General features: G+C 60.0%; 23 protein-coding genes. All 23 read left to right on the forward strand.

What is annotated here, in order from left to right:
• The first annotated feature begins 37 nt into the window (after positions 1–37).
• The 23 genes from ABVN21_RS03150 (at position 38) to ABVN21_RS03260 (ending at position 22,670) form a co-directional block, all read left to right on the forward strand.
• The gene (locus ABVN21_RS03150) at positions 38–1,684 is read left to right on the forward strand and encodes a fused response regulator/phosphatase (RefSeq protein ID WP_353637243.1); all 1,647 of its coding nucleotides are present in this window, start codon (positions 38–40) and stop codon (positions 1,682–1,684) included.
• Positions 1,685–1,714: 30 nt separating this feature from the next.
• Entirely contained in the window at positions 1,715–2,074 is a 360-nt protein-coding gene (locus tag ABVN21_RS03155) for an Hpt domain-containing protein (RefSeq protein ID WP_339553933.1), read from the forward strand.
• A gap of 83 nt (positions 2,075–2,157) precedes the next feature.
• Entirely contained in the window at positions 2,158–3,516 is a 1,359-nt protein-coding gene (locus ABVN21_RS03160) for a flagellar hook-length control protein FliK (protein WP_339553932.1), read from the forward strand.
• A gap of 203 nt (positions 3,517–3,719) precedes the next feature.
• Positions 3,720–4,220, forward strand: coding sequence for a flagellar basal body-associated protein FliL (fliL, locus tag ABVN21_RS03165; protein ID WP_339553931.1), 501 nt, complete (start codon positions 3,720–3,722; stop codon positions 4,218–4,220).
• Between the two features lie 9 nt (positions 4,221–4,229).
• Complete coding sequence (fliM, locus tag ABVN21_RS03170; RefSeq protein WP_034146283.1) at positions 4,230–5,198, forward strand: flagellar motor switch protein FliM; 969 nt, start codon at positions 4,230–4,232, stop codon at positions 5,196–5,198.
• A 66-nt stretch (positions 5,199–5,264) separates the two neighbouring features.
• A complete protein-coding gene (gene fliN / locus ABVN21_RS03175) occupies positions 5,265–5,723 on the forward strand; it encodes a flagellar motor switch protein FliN (RefSeq protein WP_339553930.1) in 459 nt (152 codons plus the stop codon).
• Positions 5,724–6,176 carry a flagellar biosynthetic protein FliO gene (gene fliO / locus ABVN21_RS03180; RefSeq protein ID WP_339553929.1) on the forward strand — a complete coding sequence of 151 codons (453 nt, stop codon included), beginning with the start codon at positions 5,724–5,726 and terminating at the stop codon, positions 6,174–6,176.
• A complete protein-coding gene (gene fliP / locus ABVN21_RS03185) occupies positions 6,176–6,934 on the forward strand; it encodes a flagellar type III secretion system pore protein FliP (RefSeq protein ID WP_339553927.1) in 759 nt (252 codons plus the stop codon). The genes fliO and fliP overlap by 1 nt, the downstream gene beginning before the upstream one ends.
• The gene (gene fliQ, locus ABVN21_RS03190) at positions 6,931–7,200 is read left to right on the forward strand and encodes a flagellar biosynthesis protein FliQ (RefSeq protein WP_034146287.1); all 270 of its coding nucleotides are present in this window, start codon (positions 6,931–6,933) and stop codon (positions 7,198–7,200) included. The genes fliP and fliQ overlap by 4 nt, the downstream gene beginning before the upstream one ends.
• Before the next feature lie 3 nt (positions 7,201–7,203).
• Positions 7,204–7,989: a flagellar biosynthetic protein FliR gene (gene fliR, locus ABVN21_RS03195; protein ID WP_339553925.1), complete on the forward strand. Its 786-nt coding sequence runs from the start codon at positions 7,204–7,206 to the stop codon at positions 7,987–7,989.
• Positions 7,990–7,992: 3 nt separating this feature from the next.
• Positions 7,993–9,132 carry a flagellar biosynthesis protein FlhB gene (flhB, locus tag ABVN21_RS03200; protein ID WP_339553924.1) on the forward strand — a complete coding sequence of 380 codons (1,140 nt, stop codon included), beginning with the start codon at positions 7,993–7,995 and terminating at the stop codon, positions 9,130–9,132.
• Between the two features lie 170 nt (positions 9,133–9,302).
• Positions 9,303–11,432 (forward strand): flagellar biosynthesis protein FlhA, encoded by a 2,130-nt coding sequence (gene flhA / locus ABVN21_RS03205; protein ID WP_339553923.1) that lies wholly within the window; start codon positions 9,303–9,305, stop codon positions 11,430–11,432.
• Positions 11,433–11,444: 12 nt separating this feature from the next.
• A complete protein-coding gene (gene flhF, locus ABVN21_RS03210; protein ID WP_339553922.1) occupies positions 11,445–12,773 on the forward strand; it encodes a flagellar biosynthesis protein FlhF in 1,329 nt (442 codons plus the stop codon).
• A gap of 116 nt (positions 12,774–12,889) precedes the next feature.
• Positions 12,890–13,720 carry a flagellar synthesis regulator FleN gene (gene fleN / locus ABVN21_RS03215; protein ID WP_008001746.1) on the forward strand — a complete coding sequence of 277 codons (831 nt, stop codon included), beginning with the start codon at positions 12,890–12,892 and terminating at the stop codon, positions 13,718–13,720.
• Positions 13,717–14,457, forward strand: coding sequence for an RNA polymerase sigma factor FliA (gene fliA / locus ABVN21_RS03220; RefSeq protein ID WP_007894214.1), 741 nt, complete (start codon positions 13,717–13,719; stop codon positions 14,455–14,457). The genes fleN and fliA overlap by 4 nt, the downstream gene beginning before the upstream one ends.
• 166 nt (positions 14,458–14,623) lie before the next feature.
• Positions 14,624–14,995 (forward strand): chemotaxis response regulator CheY, encoded by a 372-nt coding sequence (locus ABVN21_RS03225; RefSeq protein WP_003183998.1) that lies wholly within the window; start codon positions 14,624–14,626, stop codon positions 14,993–14,995.
• A gap of 19 nt (positions 14,996–15,014) precedes the next feature.
• Positions 15,015–15,803: a protein phosphatase CheZ gene (locus ABVN21_RS03230; RefSeq protein WP_034146292.1), complete on the forward strand. Its 789-nt coding sequence runs from the start codon at positions 15,015–15,017 to the stop codon at positions 15,801–15,803.
• Between the two features lie 47 nt (positions 15,804–15,850).
• A complete protein-coding gene (locus ABVN21_RS03235) occupies positions 15,851–18,109 on the forward strand; it encodes a chemotaxis protein CheA (RefSeq protein ID WP_339553921.1) in 2,259 nt (752 codons plus the stop codon).
• Between the two features lie 49 nt (positions 18,110–18,158).
• Positions 18,159–19,295, forward strand: a complete 1,137-nt coding sequence (locus ABVN21_RS03240) for a chemotaxis response regulator protein-glutamate methylesterase (protein ID WP_339553920.1) — start codon at positions 18,159–18,161, stop codon at positions 19,293–19,295.
• Positions 19,295–20,035 (forward strand): flagellar motor protein, encoded by a 741-nt coding sequence (locus ABVN21_RS03245; protein WP_339553919.1) that lies wholly within the window; start codon positions 19,295–19,297, stop codon positions 20,033–20,035. The genes ABVN21_RS03240 and ABVN21_RS03245 overlap by 1 nt, the downstream gene beginning before the upstream one ends.
• A gap of 12 nt (positions 20,036–20,047) precedes the next feature.
• The gene (motD, locus tag ABVN21_RS03250) at positions 20,048–20,938 is read left to right on the forward strand and encodes a flagellar motor protein MotD (protein WP_339553918.1); all 891 of its coding nucleotides are present in this window, start codon (positions 20,048–20,050) and stop codon (positions 20,936–20,938) included.
• A gap of 43 nt (positions 20,939–20,981) precedes the next feature.
• Positions 20,982–21,770 (forward strand): ParA family protein, encoded by a 789-nt coding sequence (locus ABVN21_RS03255; RefSeq protein WP_339553917.1) that lies wholly within the window; start codon positions 20,982–20,984, stop codon positions 21,768–21,770.
• 27 nt (positions 21,771–21,797) lie between these two features.
• The gene (locus ABVN21_RS03260; RefSeq protein WP_339553916.1) at positions 21,798–22,670 is read left to right on the forward strand and encodes a chemotaxis protein CheW; all 873 of its coding nucleotides are present in this window, start codon (positions 21,798–21,800) and stop codon (positions 22,668–22,670) included.
• Positions 22,671–22,705 lie beyond the last annotated feature (35 nt).

Genomic DNA, 22,705 nt, shown 5'->3' on the forward strand with positions numbered 1-22,705 from the left:
GACGATTCTCATCGCTGAAGACAGTGCGGCCGATCGCATGCTGCTGTCGAGTATCGTCCGCCGTCAGGGCCACGAGGTGTTGACCGCGGCCAACGGTGCCGAGGCTGTCGAAGCGTTTCGCCAGCAGCGACCGCAACTGGTGTTGATGGACGCGATGATGCCAGTGATGGACGGCTTCGAAGCCGCCCGGCAGATCAAGGAACTGGCCGGCGAAACACTGGTGCCGATCATCTTTCTCACCTCGCTGTCCGAAAACGAAGCGCTGGCCCGGTGTTTGGAGGCTGGTGGTGACGACTTTTTGGCGAAACCCTATAACCAGGTGATCCTCGCCGCCAAGATCAAGGCAATGGACCGCTTGCGGCGGTTGCAGGCGACGGTGTTGAAACAGCGCGACCAGATCGCCCGACACCACGACTATTTGCTCAACGAGCAGCGGGTGGCTAAGGCTGTGTTCGACAAAGTGGCCCACTCGGGTTGCCTGAGTGCCCCCAACATCCGCTACCTGCAATCACCCTATGCGTTGTTCAACGGCGATCTGCTACTGGCGGCGTTCACCCCGGCCGGCGACATGCACGTGCTGCTCGGCGATTTCACTGGCCATGGCCTGCCGGCCGCGGTCGGTGCGATGCCCTTGGCCGAGGTTTTCTACGGCATGACCGCCAAGGGCTACGGCTTGCCGGAAACCCTGCGCGAGATGAATGCCAAGCTCAAGCGCATCCTGCCGGTGGACATGTTCTGCTGCGCAACGCTGTTGTGCCTGAGTTTTCAGCGTCGCTCGGTAGAGGTCTGGAATGGCGGCATGCCCGACGGTTATCTGCACAGCGTCGCCAGCGGTGAGCGTACACCGCTGACCGCCCGACATTTGCCGCTCGGGGTGCTGAGCCCGCAGACATTCGATGACCGCACGGAAGTGTTTCCGATGGCGCTCGGCGATCGCGTGTTCCTGTTGTCCGACGGGGTGGTCGATACCTGCGATGCCAACGAACAGTCGTTCGGCGTGGAACGGTTGCAGCAGGTGTTCGCGGCCAATCGTCAGCCTGATTCGCTGTTCGAAGATATCGAGCAGGCGCTGCGCGATTTTCGCGGCGAAGCGCGTGACGATGTCAGCATGGTCGAGATCAGCTTGCTGGAGCCGGCGCTGCTGACTCCGCCGGCGCTGGTCTATTCCGACAGCGGCCAGTCCTGCCCGCTGGACTGGTCGGTGAGCTTCGAGTATCGCGCGGCCACGCTCAAACGCTTCAATCCGCTGCCTTATCTGTTGCAACTGCTGCTCGAAGTCCATGGTCTGCGAGCGCAAAGCGGGGCGCTCTACAGCGTGCTGGCCGAGTTGTACTCGAATGCCCTGGAACACGGTGTACTTGGCCTCGACTCAAGCCTCAAGCGCGATGCCTCGGGTTTTGCCCGTTACTATCAACAACGCAATGCGCGCCTGGACGATCTGCAGGATGGGTTCGTGCGGGTGCATTTGCAGGTGACGCCTGAAGGCGAGGGCGGTTGCCTGGTGATTCGCGTTGAGGACAGTGGCAATGGATTTGATGTCGAGCGTGTGATGGAAAGACCCGTCGACCCTATCCGTTTGTCGGGGCGTGGGGTCAGTCTGATCCGCCAATTGGGGCGCAACGCCAGTTGGTCCGACGATGGTCGTAGTGCTCGCGTGGAGTTTTACTGGGAGGCTCTGGCATAATCCGCGCATTCTTGATCAAGGAGTGAGCAAGTGGCTGACACACATCTGGATCCCGACGTGCTGAGCGCGTTGCGGGAAGTCATGGAGGATGAGTTTTCGACGTTGATCGATACTTTCCTCGCTGATTCTGAAGTGCGGTTGCAGCGGCTGGCGAAGGCTGGCGATGCTGCGCATATCCTTGAAGCCGCTCATAGCTTCAAAGGCAGCAGCAGCAACATGGGCGCCACTGTTCTTGCCTCGCTGTGTCATGAACTGGAACAGTTGGCCAAGGACAACGATCTTCAGGGAGCTGAGGTACTGGTCGATAAAATCGAACAGGAGTTCGCCTTGGTTCGGCCGCTCTATGAGGCCGAGCGCCAGCGTTCTCTTGCGACCATTCGGCGTTTTTGAACGCTGCTCGAAAGAACTGGCTCGACCCTTGCAGTAATCTCCCCAACTGTACCTACGATCCCAGTGCAGCGGAGACCGTTTAAATGCCCGTTACCCCCAATTTGCTTCTTCAGGCCAGCGCGCAGGCCAAGACTCAAGCCGCCTCCGCCAATTCCACGGCGTTGAGCGCTGAGCCCGGGGACAAGGCTTCCAGCTTCGCTCAGGTCTACGCCAAGCAGTCGCAGAACAAGCCTGCGACGGCTGATGACGCACCGACCAAGTCAGTGCGTGATAAAGCCTCGGATAACACTGGTAAAAAAGATCTTGCCGACGACAAGGCTGCCGCCACCGAACCGGCAATTGCCGATAGCGGCAAAACCTTGCCCGCCGAAAAACCGGCAGCATCCGGTGATCAGGCCGCCAGCGATGATGACGCGCAGTCCACACAAGCGCCGGTTGTCGATACCGCGCCGGTTGACCCGGCTCTCGATCCAGCCTTGGTGCAGCCAGTGGTCGCTGCGCCCGTGCCGGTCACGCCACCGGTGGTTGAGACTGTGCAGCCAGTGGTCGAAGGACCAGTGCAGGCGGCCGCGACGACAGCCTCGACGATTGCCGTCACCACCACAGACACCGATTTCGATCCCGAAGCCGATCCCCTCGACGCGTTGCCCGCCCTTCGCATGGCCATGGAGCAGAGCGGGCATGTGTCCGCCTCCAGTCAGGCGCAGCCCAAGGCGGAGCCGACTTCCGCCCAGGCTCAGGCCGATGGCGAACAGACTTCGGCGCAGAACTTCGCTGCCGGCATGGCCGGCATGCTTGATGTGCAGGCCGACAAGGACAGCACCAGCCAGGGCGGCGACAAGGCGTTCAGTGGCCTGATCGATGACGGCCTGAAGGACCTCAAGTCAGCCACCAGCGACACTCGTGTCGACGATTTCGCGAATCGCCTGGCGGCGCTGACACAAGCCGCAACGCCGAAAACCGCCAACGCATTGCCGGTGAATCAGCCGATCGCCATGCATCAGAGTGGTTGGACCGAGGAGGTGGTGAATCGGGTCATGTACTTGTCCAGCGCCAATCTGAAGGCCGCTGACATTCAGTTGCAGCCGGCTGAGCTGGGGCGTCTGGATATTCGCGTGAACATGGTTCCGGACCAGCAGACTCAGGTGACGTTCATGAGCGCTCACCCGGGCGTTCGCGAAGCGCTGGACGGTCAGATGCATCGTCTGCGAGACATGTTTGCGCAGCAGGGCATGGGCCAGGTGGATGTCAACGTGTCGGACCAGTCCCGTGGCTCGCAACAAGGGCAGGAACAGGCGCAACAGCAGGGGCAGAGCGCACGTACCTCGGCCAGTGGCGGTCGCCTCGATGCCATGGATGACGAAATCACCGCGAGCGTGGCAGAAGTGGCGCCGGCGGTCACCAGCGTGATTGGCTCCAGCGCGGTCGATTACTACGCCTGATCAAACACCAAGCCCTGTGGGAGCTGGCTTGCCAGCGATAGCGGTTTATCAGCCGATGAAGATGTCGACTGTCAGATCCAATCGCGGGCAAGCCCGCTCCCACTGGGAACTGCCACCGATCTCCCTCCCGACACTTCTGGCATAACACTTGCTCTTGCCTTGCCGTGCGACTGTGAAAACCCGATTAGTGACGGATTATTGGCATGGCGAAGAGCGACGCAGCAGTAAAAGACCCCGCAACCAAAGGCAAAATAAAGCTGATTGTATTGATCGTAGTGGCCCTGCTGCTGGCGATCGGCTTATCCGTGGGGGCGACCTGGTACTTCATGCACAGCGCTCAGAGCAAGCCCGCTGCGGTGGTTGAGACCGCGCAGCAAGGCAAGCAACCGGCGGTTTTCGAGTCGATGGCTCCGGCGTTCGTGGCCAACTACAACCAGAACGGCCGTCAGCGCTACATGCAGGTGAGCATCACCATGCTTGGCCGCAACCAGGCCGATCTGGACGCGCTGAAAGTCCACATGCCAGTGATCCGCAATAACCTGGTGATGCTGTTCTCCGGGCAAGACTTTGCCACGCTCGCGTCGCCGGTTGGCCAGGAAATGTTGCGTCAAAAGGCCACGGCCAGCGTCCAGGAAGTGGCGCAGAAAGAACTCGGCAAAGTGGTTGTCGAGCAGTTGCTTTTCACTAATTTCGTACTGCAGTAGGAACACGACATGGCCGTGCAGGACCTGCTGTCCCAGGATGAGATCGACGCGCTGTTGCATGGCGTCGACGATGGTCTGGTACAGACCGATATCGCTGCCGAACCCGGCACCGTCAAAAGCTACGACCTGACCAGCCAGGATCGCATCGTCCGTGGACGCATGCCGACCCTGGAAATGATCAACGAACGTTTTGCCCGCTACACGCGCATCAGCATGTTCAACATGCTGCGCCGCTCGGCAGACGTGGCGGTCGGTGGCGTGCAGGTGATGAAGTTCGGCGAATACGTGCACTCGCTGTACGTGCCGACCAGTCTCAACCTGGTCAAGATCAAACCGCTGCGCGGCACTGCGTTGTTCATCCTTGACGCCAAACTGGTGTTCAAGCTGGTGGACAACTTCTTTGGTGGCGACGGCCGTCACGCCAAGATCGAAGGGCGTGAATTCACCCCGACTGAACTGCGTGTGGTGCGCATGGTGCTGGAGCAGGCCTTCGTCGACTTGAAGGAAGCCTGGCAGGCGATCATGGAAGTGAATTTCGAGTACATCAACTCGGAAGTGAACCCGGCCATGGCCAACATCGTCGGCCCGAGTGAAGCCATTGTGGTGTCGACCTTCCACATCGAACTCGATGGCGGTGGCGGCGACCTGCACGTGACCATGCCGTACTCGATGATCGAGCCGGTGCGCGAAATGCTTGACGCCGGCTTCCAGTCGGACCTCGACGATCAGGACGAGCGCTGGGTCAACGCCTTGCGTCAGGACGTGCTGGATGTCGACGTGCCGATCGGCGCCACGGTTGCTCGCCGCCAGTTGAAGTTGCGCGACATCCTGCACATGCAGCCGGGCGACATTATTCCGGTGGAAATGCCCGAGGACATGATCATGCGCGCCAACGGCGTGCCGGCCTTCAAGGTCAAGATGGGCTCGCACAAAGGCAACCTTGCGTTGCAGGTGATCGAGCCGATCGAGCGCCGCTGACCGGCGCTCCAATCCCTATTTGAAATGACCGCTTCTGATTGAAGCGTCGCTCGCCGAGGACAAATGATGGCTGATGATATGAACACCCAGGACGACCAGGCGCTGGCCGATGAATGGGCTGCCGCCCTGGAAGAAACCGGTGACGCCGGGCAGGCCGACATCGATGCACTGCTGGCTGCCGATTCAGGCGTTTCCAGTTCCAACCGCTTGCCAATGGAAGAGTTCGGCAGTGTGCCGCGCAACAACGATCCGGTCAGTCTCGAAGGCCCGAACCTGGACGTGATCCTCGATATCCCGGTATCGATTTCCATGGAAGTGGGCAGTACGGACATCAACATTCGCAACCTGCTGCAACTCAACCAGGGTTCGGTGATCGAACTCGACCGCCTGGCCGGTGAACCGCTGGACGTGCTGGTCAACGGCACGCTGATCGCTCACGGTGAAGTGGTAGTGGTCAACGAGAAGTTCGGCATCCGTCTGACCGACGTGATCAGCCCAAGTGAACGCATCAAGAAGCTGCGCTGAGTGAAAAAGCTTTTCGGTTTTGTGCTGGGGTTGGCGTTGCCGTTGAGCGTGCTGGCGGCCGAGCCGGTTGCGACCGCCGCCGCGGCCGCTGCTCCCATTGCCAGTGGCGGAGTGGCCGGGCAATTGACGCAACTGGTGTTCGGTTTGCTGCTGGTGATCGGGCTGATCTTCTTCCTCGCCTGGTTGCTGCGCCGGGTCCAGCAGGCCGGGCCAGCGGGTAAAGGGCAGGTGATCGAGCTGATCGGTTCCCGTGCCTTGGGGCCGCGTGACCGCCTGATGCTTGTGCAGGTCGGCAATGAACAGATTCTGCTCGGTCTGAGCCCTGGCACCATCACCGCACTGCACGTGCTTAAAGAACCGATCGAAGTGCCGACCACTGCCGATAAAGCGACTCCGGAGTTTGCCCAGCATCTGTTGAAGATACTCGGCAAGGATCAGAAGGATAAGAAGTAATGGTTGCGTTACGCATCGTCTTGACGCTGGCACTGATGCTGGCCGCGCCGCTGGCGTTCGCCGCCGATCCGTTGTCGATCCCGGCCATCACTTTGGGCACCAATGCCCAAGGTGCCCAGGAATACTCGGTCAGCCTGCAAATCCTGCTGATCATGACGGCGCTGAGTTTCATCCCGGCGTTCGTCATGCTGATGACCAGTTTCACCCGGATCATCATCGTCTTCTCGATCCTGCGTCAGGCCCTGGGCCTGCAGCAGACGCCGTCGAACCAGATCCTTACCGGCATGGCGCTGTTCCTGACCCTGTTCATCATGGCGCCAGTCTTCGATCGGGTTAACCAGGATGCCTTGCAGCCGTACCTGGCGGAAAAAATGACCGCCCAGGATGCCGTGGCCAAGGCTCAGGTGCCGATCAAGGACTTCATGCTCGCCCAGACGCGCACTAGTGATCTGGAGTTGTTCATGCGCCTGTCCAAGCGTACCGACATCGCCACGCCGGATCAGGCGCCACTGACCATTCTGGTTCCGGCGTTCGTGACATCCGAGCTGAAGACCGCGTTCCAGATCGGCTTCATGATCTTCATTCCGTTCCTGATCATCGACCTGGTCGTGGCCAGTGTGCTGATGGCCATGGGGATGATGATGCTGTCGCCGCTGATCATTTCCCTGCCGTTCAAAATCATGTTGTTCGTGCTGGTGGATGGCTGGGCGTTGATCATCGGCACGTTGGCCAGCAGCTTCGGTGGTGTTTCGCCATGACGCCAGAAGTTGCCGTCGACATCTTCCGCGAAGCGCTGTGGCTGACCACCATGATGGTGGCGATACTGGTCATTCCGAGTCTGCTGGTAGGCCTGTTGGTGGCGATGTTTCAGGCTGCCACTCAGATCAACGAACAGACCCTGAGCTTTTTGCCGCGCCTGTTGGTGATGCTGGTGACGCTGATCGTTGGCGGCCCGTGGCTGGTGCAGACCTTCATGGAATACATCCTGCAGTTGTACGGCAGTATTCCGCAGGTCATCGGCTAAGCCATGTCCTCGCTGCTGCAATTGACGGATACCCAGATCAGCACTTGGGTGGCGACCTTCATGCTGCCGCTGTTTCGCGTGGCTTCAATACTGATGGTCATGCCTGTGTTCGGCACGACCCTGGTGCCGCGTCGGGTACGCCTGTATTTCGCCGTGGCGATTACCGTGGTCATCGCCCCGGGCCTGCCGCCCATGCCGCCGGTGAGTGCGCTGGACTTGAGCGGGTTGTTGCTGATTGCCGAGCAAATCCTCGTCGGTGCGGTGCTGGGTTTTTCGTTGCAACTGTTCTTCCAGGCCTTCGTCATCGCCGGGCAAATCGTCGCCATTCAGATGGGCATGGGCTTCGCTTCCATGGTCGACCCGGTCAACGGCGTGTCGACAGCGGTCATCGGGCAGTTTTTCACCATGCTGGTGACGCTGATGTTCCTCTCGATGAACGGCCACCTGGTGGTGTTCGAGGTCCTCACGGAAAGCTTCACCACGCTGCCAGTCGGTAGCGGGCTGATGGTCAATCATTTCTGGGAGCTGGCCGGCAAGCTGGGTTGGGTGCTTGGCGCGGCGCTTGTGCTGGTGCTGCCGGCGATTACCGCGTTGCTGGTGGTCAACATTGCATTCGGCGTAATGACCCGGGCGGCGCCGCAGCTCAATATCTTTTCCATCGGTTTCCCGCTGATCCTGGTGCTCGGGCTGTTTATCGTCTGGGTTGGGCTGGCGGACATTCTCAATCAGTATCAACCGCTGGCTTCCGAGGCCTTGCAGTTTTTACGCGAACTGGCACGGGCGCGCTGAGTCATGGCTGAGAGCGAAAGCGGTCAGGACAAAACAGAAGACCCCTCCGAGAAAAAGAAAAAGGACGCTCGGGAGAAGGGTGAGGTTGCGCGCTCCAAGGAGCTCAACACCCTGGCCATCATGCTGGTTGGTGCCAGTGCGCTGCTGATTTTCGGCGGGGCCATGGCGCAAGACATGATGGAGCTGATGCGCCTGAACTTCTCGATACCGCGGGAAGTGATCATGGATCAACGCTCCATGGCCAGTTATCTGCTGCACTCGGGACTGATTGCCCTGTGGTCGATTCAGCCGGTGATGCTTACATTGGTGCTGGCTGCCATCATTGGCCCGATTTCCCTGGGCGGATGGCTGTTCGCGGCGGGCTCTCTGGCACCCAAGTTCAGTCGGCTCAACCCCGCACCCGGCCTCAAACGCATGTTCTCCACCAAGGCGCTGGTAGAGCTGCTCAAGGCATTGGCCAAGTTCATCATCATTCTGTTCGTGGCCTTGGCGGTGCTGTCGGCGGACATCGACGACTTGCTACGCATCGCCCATGAACCGCTGGACCGGGCGATTATTCACAGTCTGCAAGTGGTCGGCTGGAGCACGCTGTGGATGGCTTGCGGGTTGATCCTCATCGCCGCCGTAGACGTCCCGGTGCAGCTCTGGGAAAGCCACAAGAAACTGCTGATGACCAAGCAGGAAGTTCGCGACGAGCATAAGGATGCGGAGGGCCGGCCGGAGGTCAAGCAGCGTATTCGACAGCTGCAACGAGAGATGTCCCAGCGGCGGATGATGGCCGCCATTCCCGAGGCGGACGTGATCATCACCAACCCGACTCACTACGCGGTGGCGCTCAAGTACGACCCGGACAAGAGCGGCGCGCCAATGCTGATCGCCAAGGGCACTGATTTCCTGGCCCTGAAAATTCGTGAAATCGCGGTCGCCAACGAGATTCTGTTGCTGGAGTCACCGGGGTTGGCGCGATCGATTTACTACTCCACGGAGCTGGAGCAGGAGATTCCCGGTGGGTTGTACCTGGCCGTTGCGCAGGTGCTGGCATACGTCTATCAGATTCGCCAATACCGTGCGGGCAAGGGCAAACGTCCTGATCCACTCAAGGATGACTTGCCGATTCCGCCGGATTTGAGGCGGGATTCTTGATCCGCTGAAAATCAAAAGATCGTCCGACGCGGCCCGAGCCTGTTAGGCAGGCGCAATCTCACAAAGCCCTCTGTTTCAACTCTTTGCAAAAGTTGGAAGACTTCTTGCAGTAGCGGCTCTGCGCCTGCAATTGGCGTCAAAAGTTTGCTTTAAAGAAACGGGGAAAACCGGTGGATCGCTCTCAGTTATTCAACACAGCTCGCACAAACGTTGCCGATTTGAGTCGGGGCAATCTGGGCGTGCCGTTGTTGCTGCTGGTCATGCTGGCGATGATGATGTTGCCGGTGCCGCCGTTCCTGTTGGACGTGTTTTTCACCTTCAATATTGCCCTGTCGATTGTTGTGCTGCTGGTCTGCGTGTACGCCTTGCGGCCGCTGGATTTCGCGGTGTTTCCGACCATTCTGCTGGTGGCGACATTGCTGCGGCTGGCGTTGAACGTGGCGTCCACGCGGGTGGTGATGCTCCACGGTCAGGATGGTCATGCCGCTGCCGGTAAGGTGATTCAGGCCTTCGGTGAGGTGGTGATCGGCGGTAACTACGTGGTTGGTATCGTGGTTTTCGCGATTTTGATGATCATCAACTTCGTCGTGGTGACCAAGGGTGCCGGACGGATTTCCGAGGTGAGCGCGCGATTCACCCTCGATGCGATGCCCGGCAAACAAATGGCCATCGACGCCGACTTGAACGCCGGCCTGATCGACCAGAACCAGGCCAAGTTGCGCCGGATGGAAGTGGCACAGGAAGCTGAGTTCTACGGCTCCATGGACGGTGCCAGCAAATTCGTTCGTGGTGACGCCATCGCCGGCCTGTTGATTCTGTTCATCAACCTGATCGGCGGTATGGCGGTGGGTATCTTCCAGCACGGCATGACCTTCGGTGATGCCGGCAAGGTTTACGCGCTGTTGACCATTGGTGACGGTTTGGTGGCGCAATTGCCATCACTGTTGTTGTCCACGGCAGCGGCGATCATGGTGACCCGTGCTTCCGGCTCGGAAGACATGGGCAAGCAAATCAATCGCCAGATGTTCGCCTCGCCAAAAGCGCTGGCAGTGGCGGCGGGACTGATGGCAGTCATGGGCCTGGTGCCCGGCATGCCGCATTTCTCTTTTCTGACCATGGCGGCTCTGGCCGCTGGTGGAGCCTACCTGTTCTGGAAAAAGCAGAATGTGGCCAAGGTTCAAGCGCTGCAAGAGGTCAAGCGTCAGCAGGAACTGTTGCCTTCGCCGGCTCGCGCCCAGGAAACCAAGGAGCTGGGCTGGGATGACGTGACGCCAATCGACATGATTGGCCTGGAAGTGGGTTATCGCCTGATTCCGCTGGTGGACCGTAACCAGGGCGGTCAGTTGCTCGCGCGGATCAAGGGCGTGCGCAAGAAGCTGTCCCAGGACCTCGGCTTCCTGATGCCGACCGTGCACATTCGTGACAACCTCGACCTGGCGCCGAGCGCCTATCGTCTGACCCTGATGGGTGTGATCCTGGCCGAGGCCGAGATTTACCCGGAGCGCGAGCTGGCGATTAACCCGGGGCAGGTCTACGGCACGCTTAACGGCATAACCGCCAAAGATCCGGCTTTCGGCCTGGAGGCGGTCTGGATCGAAATCAGCCAGCGTTCGCAGGCGCAATCCCTTGGCTATACAGTGGTCGATGCCAGTACAGTAGTGGCAACCCACTTGAACCAGATTTTGTACAAGCACTCCAGCGAGCTGATCGGCCACGAAGAAGTGCAGCAACTCATGCAATTGCTGGCCAAAAGCTCGCCAAAACTGGCGGAAGAGCTGGTGCCGGGCGTGGTATCGCTGTCGCAGTTGCTCAAGGTGCTGCAAGCGTTGTTGGCCGAGCAAGTGCCGGTGCGCGACATCCGCAGCATCGCCGAAGCCATCGCGAACAACGCTGCCAAGAGTCAAGATACTGCCGCATTGGTGGCCGCGGTGCGCGTCGGCGTATCCCGCGCAATCGTCCAAAGCATTGTAGGCACTGAGTCGGAGCTGCCAGTTATCACGCTGGAGCCAAGGTTGGAACAAATATTGCTCAATAGTCTGCAGAAGGCAGGACAAGGCTCGGAAGAGGGCGTTCTGCTGGAGCCAAGCATGGCTGAAAAGCTGCAGCGTTCGTTGATCGACGCCGCGCAGCGTCAAGAGATGCAAGGTCAACCGGTGATTCTGCTGGTGGCCGGTCCGGTTCGCGCGATGCTCTCGCGATTTGGCCGACTGGCAGTCCCGGGTTTGCACGTGTTGGCGTACCAGGAAATTCCTGACAACAAGCAAGTGACCATCGTTGCGACAGTAGGGCCCAACGGCTGAGGGTAGTGGTTTATGCAAGTTAAGCGTTTTTTCGCCGCCGATATGCGTCAGGCCATGAAGCTGGTTCGTGATGAGCTGGGCGCCGATGCCGCCATCATTGGCAACCGCCGCATCGCCGGTGGTGTCGAGCTGACGGCTGCCCTGGATTACAAGCTGTCGGCGTTGGCCCCGCGCGTGCCGAACATGGAGCTCGAAGACGAGTTGCGCAAGACTCAGTCGCGGATCGTCACCGCCCAGGCCGAATTGAGCCTGCGAAGTGATGGCGAGAGCGACAATGCGACCAATCGCCAGTTGTTCGCCGGCCTGCCGCTGACCGCCGCCGAACCACTGATCGAACCGACCTACAGCGAGCCTCGTCGTCCTGCGCCAGCCCCGGCGCCTGCCTCCAGCGGTGTTGATCCACGGGCGTTCGACTCCATGCGTTCCGAACTCAACAGCCTGCGCGAGCTGATGGAAGTACAGCTTGGCTCCCTGGCCTGGAATCAACTGCAGGGCAGCCGCCCGGCTCAGGCCAACCTCTGGCGCCGTTTGCAACGCATCGGGCTGTCCGGCCCGTTGTCGCGGGATTTGCTCGCGCTGATTACCGATATTGAAGAACCTCGTCAGGCCTGGCGCATGTTGCTGGCGCATCTGGCGCGAATGATTGCCACGCCGGAAATTGAACCGCTGGAAGAGGGCGGCGTGATTGCCATGGTCGGCCCTGCCGGCATGGGCAAGACCACCACCCTGGCCAAGCTGGCTGCTCGTTACGTGCTCAAATACGGCGCGCAGAACATCGCGCTGGTGAGCATGGACAGCTTCCGCATCGGCGCCCAGGAACAACTCAAGACCCTCGGTCGGATTCTCAACGTATCGGTGACGCACGTCGATCCGGGGCAATCGCTGGTGCAGGCGCTGGATCCACTGCTGCGCAAGCGCGTGGTGCTGATCGACACCGCCGGCCTGCAGGCCAGCGATCCGGCGCTGCGCATGCAGCTCGAAAGCCTGGCCGGTCGTGGCATCAAATCAAAAAATTATCTGGTCCTGGCAACCACCAGCCAGAAACAGGTTCTAACCGCCGCTTATCACAGTTACAAGCGTTGCGGGCTTGCCGGCTGCATTCTGACTAAACTGGATGAAACGGCCAGTCTGGGCGAGGTGTTGAGCCTGGCCATCAGTCATGAATTGCCAGTGGCCTACCTGACCGATGGCCCGCGGATTCCGGATGATTTGCATCTGCCGCGTCGTCATCAGTTGGTTAGCCGCGCCGTCAGCGTGCAAATGCAGGAAGAACCCAGCGAAGAAGCCATGGCTGACATGTTCGCTGACATCTACCACAGTCCGACCAAGCAGGTTGGCTGAGGTAAAAATGAATAGTTTTTGTACCTACATCGATGGTCTGCCATGCATTGTTCCGGTTGAGAACGCGCAGCCAGTAATGTGGCCTCCGTCTATGCAAGACAAGGTAAAGAAATAACATGGGCAGCATGCATCCCGTACAGGTGATCGCGGTGACCGGCGGCAAAGGTGGCGTCGGGAAAACTAACGTGTCAGTGAACTTGTCCCTGGCTTTGGCTGAGCTTGGCCGGCGCGTCATGTTGCTGGACGCCGACCTGGGCCTGGCGAACGTCGACGTTCTGCTGGGACTGACACCCAAACGTACTCTGGCCGACGTGATCGAAGGCCGCTGCGAACTGCGCGACGTGCTGTTGCAAGGACCGGGCGGTATCCGCATCGTTCCGGCGGCTTCCGGCACCCAGAGCATGGTTCACTTGAGCCCGGCGCAACACGCCGGTCTGATCCAGGCTTTCAGCGATATTGGCGACAACCTCGACGTGCTGGTGATCGACACCGCTGCAGGTATTGGTGACTCGGTAGTCAGTTTCGTACGCGCTGCGCAAGAAGTGTTGCTGGTGGTCTGCGACGAGCCGACTTCGATCACTGACGCCTACGCATTGATCAAATTGCTCAACCGCGATTACGGCATGAATCGTTTCCGCGTCCTGGCCAATATGGCCCAGAGCCCGCAGGAAGGCCGTAACCTGTTCGCCAAACTGACCAAGGTCACTGACCGCTTCCTGGACGTCGCCCTGCAATACGTCGGCGCTGTGCCGTACGACGAAAGCGTGCGCAAGGCCGTGCAGAAGCAGCGCGCGGTCTACGAAGCGTTCCCGCGTTCCAAGTGCTCGCTGGCGTTCAAGGCCATCGCCCAAAAGGTCGATACCTGGCCGCTGCCAGCCAACCCGCGCGGGCACCTGGAGTTTTTCGTCGAGCGCCTCGTGCAACAAACGGCAGGACCCGTGCTATGACGGCCAGCGGTTACAACCTCTACAAGAAGTCGGCGCGTGACGCGCAGTACGAGCTGATCGAGCGTTACGCGCCACTGGTCAAACGCATTGCCTACCACTTGCTGGCGCGCCTGCCGGCCAGTGTCCAGGTCGAAGACCTGATTCAGGCCGGGATGATCGGCCTGCTTGAAGTATCAACAAAATACGACGCCAGCAAAGGCGCGAGTTTCGAAACGTACGCGGGCATTCGAATCCGCGGCGCCATGCTCGATGAAGTGCGCAAAGGGGACTGGGCGCCACGTTCGGTCCACCGCAATACCCGGATGGTCAGCGATGCTATTCGCTCGATTGAAGCTAAAACCGGCCGTGACGCTAAAGATCACGAAGTTGCGGCCGAACTCCAATTGAGTCTCGACGATTATTACGGGATTTTGAACGACACCCTCGGCAGCCGATTATTCAGTTTCGACGATCTGTTGCAGGACGGCGAACACGAAGGGCTGCACGAGGATGGCGCGAGTGCTCATCTCGAGCCGTCACGCGACCTGGAAGATGAACGCTTCCAGGCGGCGCTGGCGGACGCGATTGCCAATTTGCCGGAGCGTGAGCGACTGGTGTTGGCGCTGTACTACGACGAAGAGTTGAATCTCAAGGAAATCGGTGAAGTCCTGGGGGTTAGCGAATCTCGGGTCAGCCAGTTACACAGCCAGTGCGCGGCCCGTTTGCGGGGGCGTTTGGGAGAGTGGCGAGCGCGCTGAAGGCAGTGTGGGGGCACTGCGACGTGGCTGGTGGGGTGTTGAACCGCGCCGGTCTCGATCCGTTGTACTCCAGACAGTCATCGAGTGCTTTGCCAGATTGATTGAAATGGCGCGTCCAGGTGCTGGGCGCGTTTTAGTCTGCTTGGAGGTCGAATTGGACAAGAACATGAAAATCCTCATCGTTGATGACTTCTCAACGATGCGGCGGATCATAAAAAACCTGTTGCGTGACCTTGGGTTCACCAACACGGTCGAGGCCGACGATGGCACCACGGCCATTCCGGTGCTCAACAGCGGGAGCATCGACTTTCTGGTGACGGACTGGAACATGCCTGGCATGACCGGTATCGATCTGCTGCGCCACGTGCGTGCCGATGAAAAACTCAAGCACTTGCCAGTGCTGATGGTGACCGCTGAAGCCAAGCGCGAACAGATCATCGAAGCAGCCCAGGCCGGTGTAAACGGCTATGTAGTCAAGCCCTTCACGGCCCAGGCGTTGAAAGAAAAAATCGAGAAGATTTTCGAACGCATCGGTTGAACTGCGCCACGGGGGAGCTATGGGGCATAACGAATCTTCGCAGGGCGATTTTGAATCGACCCTGAAAAAACACGCCGTCGAACTGGTCGCGAGCCTTGAAAAAGGCAGGTTTGGCGATGCTGTGCAATTGATCCATGAGCTCAACCAGACCCGTGACCGCGGCCTGTATCAGGAAGTGGGCAAGCTCACCCGCGAGCTACATAGCGCGATCGTCAATTTCCAGATTGACCCGAACATGCCGCAAGCCGAGGAAGTGTCGCAAATCACCGACGCCACCGAGCGTCTGGGGTATGTGGTCAAGCTGACCGAGGCTGCTGCCAACCGCACCATGGACCTGGTGGAAAACGCCACGCCACTGGTCAACAGCCTGGCTGACGAAGCCCAGGCGTTGAGCACGGATTGGGGACGGTTCATGCGCCGCGAAGTCGGCGCCGAAGAGTTCCGCGAACTGGCTCGGCGAGTCGATGGATTCCTGGCACGCAGCAGCGCAGACAATCGCGCTGTGTCGAGCAACCTCAACGACATTCTGCTCGCCCAGGATTATCAGGACCTCACCGGTCAGGTGATCAAGCGTGTGACCCAACTGGTCACCGAAGTTGAAAGCAACCTGCTCAAGCTCGTGCTCATGGCCAGCCAGGTAGACCGCTTCGCGGGCATCGAACATGACCGTGAAGCGATGCTTGCAGAAAAAGATCCACAAAAACATCTCTCTCAGGGTGAAGGTCCGCAGATTCATGCCGATAAAAGAGAAGACGTTGTGTCCGGTCAGGACGATGTGGACGATTTGCTATCCAGCCTGGGATTTTAGATTTTCAGGTTTTTTAGGTTTTTAGACCTGTTAGGAGCACACCATTAATGAGCTTCGGCGCCGATGAAGAGATCCTTCAGGATTTCCTGGTTGAGGCCGGCGAGATTCTAGAGCAACTGTCCGAGCAACTGGTCGAGCTGGAAAGCCGACCGGATGATGCGGACTTGCTCAATGCAATTTTTCGCGGTTTTCACACTGTAAAAGGGGGCGCCGGCTTCCTCCAGCTCAACGAGCTGGTGGAGTGCTGTCACATCGCCGAGAACGTGTTCGACATCCTGCGCAAGGGTGAGCGTCGCGTCGACTCGGAATTGATGGACGTTGTTCTCGAAGCGCTGGACGCGGTGAACAGCATGTTCAGCGAAGTCCGCGAGCGCAGCCCGATCACGGCTGCCACACCTGAATTGCTTGCTGCCCTGGCACGTCTGGCCGAGCCGCAATCGGCTGACGAGGCCGCTCCTGCGCCTGTCGCTGAAGTGGTTGAAGCAGCCATTACCGAAAGCGAATCGGGTGACATCACCGACAATGAATTCGAACAGCTGCTGGACTCGCTGAACGCCGTCAAGGCCCAGGCCGAGGCGCCGGCGGATGCTCCTGCGCCAGCCAGCGATGCGGCGGCCAGCGACGAAATCACCGATGCCGAGTTCGAGTCGTTGCTCGACCAGTTGCACGGTAAAGGCCAGTTCGCCGTCGACGCGGTGGCCCCGTCGGCTGCACCAGCGGCGCCGCAAGCCCCGAAAGCGGCAGGCGACAGCTCCGACATTACCGACGACGAATTCGAATCTCTGCTCGACCAGCTTCATGGCAAAGGCAACTTTGCTGTCGATGCGCTGGAGTCGGCCATCGCGTCGGTGCCGACGCCAGCGGCGCCTACCGCCGCCGCGGCCGGCAGCGATCTGATCACCGATCACGAATTCGAAGCGCTGCTCGACGAGTTGCACGGCAAAGGCAAGTTTGAAGTCGGCAGCGCCAGCGGTGCCAATGCTGCCGTTGCCGCGCCAGTGGCCAAGGCTGCTGCACCGAAACCCGTGGCCAAGGCGCCTGAGCCCAAAGCTGAAGCACCGACACCCGCACCCGCTGCGGCGCCGGCGCCAGCTCGCGCACCCGCTTCGGCGCCGGCGGAAAAACCGGCCAGTGAAGCCGAGACCACTGTGCGGGTTGATACCGCGCGTCTCGACGAAATCATGAACATGGTCGGCGAGTTGGTTCTGGTGCGTAACCGCCTGGTTCGCCTGGGTGCCAACAGCGCCGATGAGGCCATGTCCAAGGCAGTGTCGAACCTTGATGTGGTCACGGCCGACCTGCAAACCGCGGTCATGAAGACCCGGATGCAACCGATCAAGAAAGTTTTCGGGCGCTTCCCGCGCCTGGTTCGTGACCTGGCTCGCCAGCTCAAGAAAGAGATCAACCTGGAACTGGTCGGCGAAGAAACCGACCTCGACAAGAACCTCGTCGAGGCCTTGGCCGATCCGCTGGTCCACTTGGTGCGCAACGCGGTCGACCACGGCATCGAGTCGCCGGAAGAACGCGAAGCCTCGGGCAAGTCCCGCGGTGGCAAGGTGATCCTCGCAGCCGAGCAGGAAGGCGATCACATCCTGTTGTCGATCTCCGATGACGGCAAAGGCATGGACCCGAACGTCCTGCGTTCCATTGCGGTAAAACGCGGTGTGATGGACAAGGATGCGGCCGATCGCTTGAGCGATACCGAATGCTACAACCTGATTTTCGCTCCGGGCTTCTCGACCAAGACCGAGATCTCCGACGTATCGGGTCGTGGTGTGGGCATGGACGTGGTGAAAACCAAGATTTCCCAGCTCAACGGTTCGATCAACATCTACTCGGCCAAGGGCCAGGGGTCGAAGATCGTCATCAAGGTGCCGTTGACCCTGGCGATCATGCCGACGCTGATGGTGATGCTCGGCAACCAGGCGTTCGCATTCCCGTTGGTGAACGTCAACGAGATCTTCCACCTCGACTTGTCGCGCACCAACGTGGTGGACGGCCAGGAAGTGGTGATCGTGCGGGACAAGGCACTGCCATTGTTCTACCTCAAGCGCTGGCTGGTCAGCTCCGCCGCTCATGAAGAGCAGCGCGAAGGCCATGTGGTGATCCTTTCGGTGGGCACTCAGCGAATCGGCTTTGTCGTCGATCAACTGGTGGGCCAGGAAGAAGTGGTCATCAAGCCACTGGGCAAAATGCTCCAGGGAACCCCGGGCATGTCGGGCGCCACCATCACCGGTGACGGTCGCATCGCGCTGATTCTCGATGTTCCGAGCATGCTCAAGCGTTACGCCGCACGGCGTATTTGATTCTGGTGGAGCGGGGCGACTGAGCCTCGCTCCGTCTAACGGAGTGTTTATGGCAGTCAAGGTCCTGGTGGTGGATGATTCGGGGTTTTTCCGCCGCCGCGTCTCGGAAATTCTTTCGGCGGATTCGAATATCCAGGTCGTTGGTACGGCAACCAACGGCAAAGAGGCGATCGATCAGGCGCTGGCTCTCAAGCCCGACGTGATCACCATGGACTACGAGATGCCAATGATGGACGGCATCACCGCAGTGCGGCACATCATGCAGCGCTGCCCGACTCCGGTCCTGATGTTTTCTTCGCTGACCCATGAAGGCGCCCGGGTAACCCTGGATGCGCTGGACGCCGGCGCGGTGGACTTCCTGCCGAAGAATTTCGAAGACATCTCGCGCAATCCCGAGAAGGTCAAGCAACTGCTGTGCGAGAAGATTCTCAGCATCTCGCGCAGCAATCGTCGTGTCAGTGCCTACGCTGCCCCGGCTCCTGTCGCTGCCCAGGCCCCGGCCCCGACTCCAGCGCCTTCGAGCGTCAGCAGTTACAGCAACAGTGCGCCCGTACGTCCGGCTCCGACTCCAGTCCCGAGTCGTGCACCTGCGCACGCACCGTCGTCGCCAGCACCGAAACGCAAGGCTTACAAACTGGTCGCTATCGGCACGTCCACGGGCGGTCCGGTTGCCCTGCAACGGGTGTTGACCCAGTTGCCGGCGAACTTCCCGACGCCGATCGTGCTGGTCCAGCACATGCCGGCAGCCTTTACCAAGGCCTTCGCCGAACGCCTGGACAAGCTTTGCCGCATCAGCGTCAAGGAAGCCGAGGATGGCGACATCCTGCGTCCGGGCCTCGCGTTGCTGGCACCGGGTGGCAAGCAAATGATGATCGATGGCCGTGGCGCGGTGAAAATCCTGCCGGGCGACGAGCGTCTGAACTACAAGCCATGCGTAGACATCACCTTCGGTTCGGCGGCCAAGACCTTTGGAGACAAAGTTCTGGCGGTGGTGCTGACCGGCATGGGCGCCGACGGTCGTGAAGGCGCGCGTCTGCTCAAGCAGGGCGGCAGCTCGATCTGGGCGCAGGATGAAGCCAGCTGCGTGATCTACGGCATGCCGATGGCCATCGTCAAAGCTGAACTCGCCGATGCGATCTACGGCCTCGACGATATCGGTCGGCATCTGGTCGAGGCGTGCATCTGATGGACGTTCTAAGCCTTATCGGAATCATCCTGGCGTTCGTCGCCATCATTGGCGGCAACTTCCTTGAAGGCGGTCACCTCGGCGCACTGGCCAACGGCCCGGCGGCGTTGATCGTGCTCGGCGGGACCATTGGCGCGGCATTGCTGCAATCGCCCATGAGTGCCTTCAAGCGCGCCATGCAAATTCTCGCGTGGATCCTGTTTCCCCCACGCATCGACCTGGCCGGTGGCGTCGATCGTGTCGTCAACTGGAGCCTGACCGCTCGCAAGGAAGGCTTGCTCGGTCTGGAAGGCGTGGCCGATACCGAGCCTGACAGTTACTCGCGCAAAGGCCTGCAACTGCTGGTTGATGGCGCCGAGCCGGAAGCGATCCGCAGTATTCTGGAAGTGGATTTCTACACCCAGGAAAGCCGTGACATCGAAGCCGCCAAGGTCTTCGAAAGCATGGGCGGTTATGCACCGACCATTGGCATCATCGGTGCGGTGATGGGCCTGATTCACGTCATGGGCAACCTCGGTGATCCGTCGCAACTGGGTAACGGCATCGCCGTGGCCTTCGTCGCCACCATCTACGGCGTGGCCAGTGCCAACCTGGTGCTGTTGCCGATTGCCGCCAAACTCAAGTCGATTGCATTGCGCCAATCGCGTTATCGCGAAATGTTGCTGGAAGGGATCCTGTCGATCGCCGAAGGTGAAAACCCTCGCTCCATTGAGTTGAAGCTTCAGGGCTTCATGGATTAAGGGAATAACCTCATGGCTCGTCGTCGCCAGCATGAAGAACACGTCAATCACGAGCGCTGGCTGGTGTCCTACGCGGACTTCATCACCTTGCTCTTCGCGTTTTTTGTGGTGATGTACTCGATTTCTTCGATCAACGAAGGCAAGTACAAGGTCATTTCCCAGGCGCTGATCGGCGTCTTCACCGACGCCGATCGCTCCTTGCAACCGATTCCGATCGGTGAGGAGCGACCGAAGACCGTGACCCCGGCCAAGCCGCTGGTCAAGGACAGTGACCAGGTTGACGCCGGCGTCGCTGGCGCCAGTGACCCGCTGAAAAGCATCGCCAATGACATCAGCGCGGCGTTCGGCGACCTGATCAAATCCAACCAGATGACCGTGCGCGGGAACGAGTTGTGGGTCGAGATCGAGCTCAATTCGAGTCTGTTGTTCGGCAGTGGCGATGCCATGCCCAGCGACATTGCGTTCAATATCATCGATAAGGTGGCGGCAATTCTGAAGCCGTTCGACAACCCGATCCACGTCGAAGGCTTCACCGACGATCAACCGATCCGCACCGCTCAGTACCCGACCAACTGGGAACTGTCATCGGCGCGCTCCGCCAGCATCGTACGCATGCTCGCGATGCAAGGGGTGAACCCCGGGCGTCTGGCATCGGTGGGGTATGGCGAATTCCAACCAGTGGCCAACAACGCCACCGCCGAGGGCCGAGCGCGCAATCGTCGCGTGGTGCTGGTGGTATCACGCAATCTCGATGTGCGCCGCAGCCTCACCGGCACTGGAACGGCCAATGCGCAACCGGATGCCGCCTTGAAGCGTGCTGGCACACAAACTGCACCGACCCCGGTCAAGTCGCCGGTACGAGAGAGCGCCGTCAATTCTCCGTCGCCCGCATTAACACGTTGAGCTATTTCTCGGTCGATCCATTGGGCCGGGTGGAACTAACCGAATGAGAGTCTGGGCAGTCGCCAATCAAAAGGGTGGTGTCGGTAAAACCACTTCCTCCATCGCTTTAGCCGGGTTACTGGCCGAGGCGGGCAAGCGCGTGGTCGTGGTCGACCTCGACCCTCACGGCTCCATGACCAGCTATTTCGGTTACGACCCGGACACCCTGGAACACAGCAACTACGACCTGTTCCTGCACAAGGGCAGCGTGCCCCAGGGCTTGCCCGGCCAGTTGCTGCTTTCCACCAGTGATGAACGTATTTCTCTGCTGCCGTCAAGCACCGCCCTGGCGACTCTTGAGCGCCAGTCGCCGGGCCAGAGTGGCCTGGGCCTGGTGATCGCCAAGAGCCTCGCGCAGTTGTGGCAGGACTTCGATTACGCGGTGATCGACAGCCCGCCGTTGCTTGGCGTGTTGATGGTCAACGCGTTGGCGGCAAGCCAGCAACTGGTGATCCCGGTGCAGACCGAACACCTGGCGGTCAAAGGCCTGGAACGCATGGTCAACACCCTGGTGATGATCAACCGCTCACGCAAACAGGCGCTGCCGTTCACCATCGTGCCGACGCTGTTCGACCGTCGCACGCAAGCGTCCCTTGGCACGCTGCGGGTATTGCGCGACAAGTTTCCGGAAGAAATCTGGCAAGGCTACATCCCCGTGGACACGCGTTTACGCGACGCCAGTCGGGCCGGGCTGACGCCTTCGCAATTCGATGGCAAGAGCCGTGGCGTACTCGCTTACCGCGCACTGCTCAAGCATCTGCTCGCGGCGCAACTTGTGGCGCAGGTGGCGTGAGATGAGCCTAAACAATGGGGTGCGCCCATGAACCGGCCGATCAAGATCTCGTCTCGCCCGCAACTGGCGCTCCAGTCCTATCTGGACAGCTTGCTGCAGGATGCGACCGAAGACTTGCCAGTCGAAGAAACGTTACCGGAACTGATCGAGTTCGGCGCCGTACTGGATGAATTCCATGCCGCCGTGCTCGAAGAACAGGCCCGCGATGCTGAACAGGCCAAAGTCGATGCCGAGCCAAGGGCCGCCGTGGTCGAACCTGAGGCTCCAATTGCTCTGGCCGTGATTGAAGCGCCAGCTCCGATTCTGGCGACGGTTTCAACCATCGCGCCGATGCTGCAAACCTTGGTGCCGCCGGTCGTCGAAGTTCATCTGCCACCTTCCAGCACGCCACCGCCGGTGCAAACCGACGGACGTCCGGCATGGGCTGCCGAGCCCTTCGAATGCCTGTTGTTCGATGTTGCCGGGTTGACCCTGGCGGTGCCGCTGGTGTGCCTGGGCTCGATTTATCCATTGGCCGGGCATGAGTTGACGCCGTTGTTCGGTCAACCGGAATGGTTCCTCGGCATCCTGCCGAGCCAGGCGGGCAACCTCAAGGTGCTCGACACTGCGCGGTGGGTCATGCCCGACCGTTATCGCGATGACTTCCGCCAGGGCCTGCAATACGTTATTTCCGTTCAGGGCTACGAGTGGGGGCTGGCGGTGCATCAGGTCAGTCGTTCGTTGCGCCTGGACCCGAACGAAATCAAATGGCGCAGCCACCGTGGTCAACGGCCATGGTTGGCGGGCACAGTGATTGAACACATGTGTGCGTTGCTCGACGTCTCCGAACTGGCCGAACTGATCGCCAGCGGTGGGGCAAAGCACATGGGCGGCAGCAAGCCGGCTCACAAACCTACATAACAGAACAACACCGCCAGGGCGGTTTCTTGAGGGGT

Source organism: Pseudomonas sp. MYb327, from assembly GCF_040438925.1.
Taxonomy (GTDB): Bacteria; Pseudomonadota; Gammaproteobacteria; order Pseudomonadales; family Pseudomonadaceae; genus Aquipseudomonas.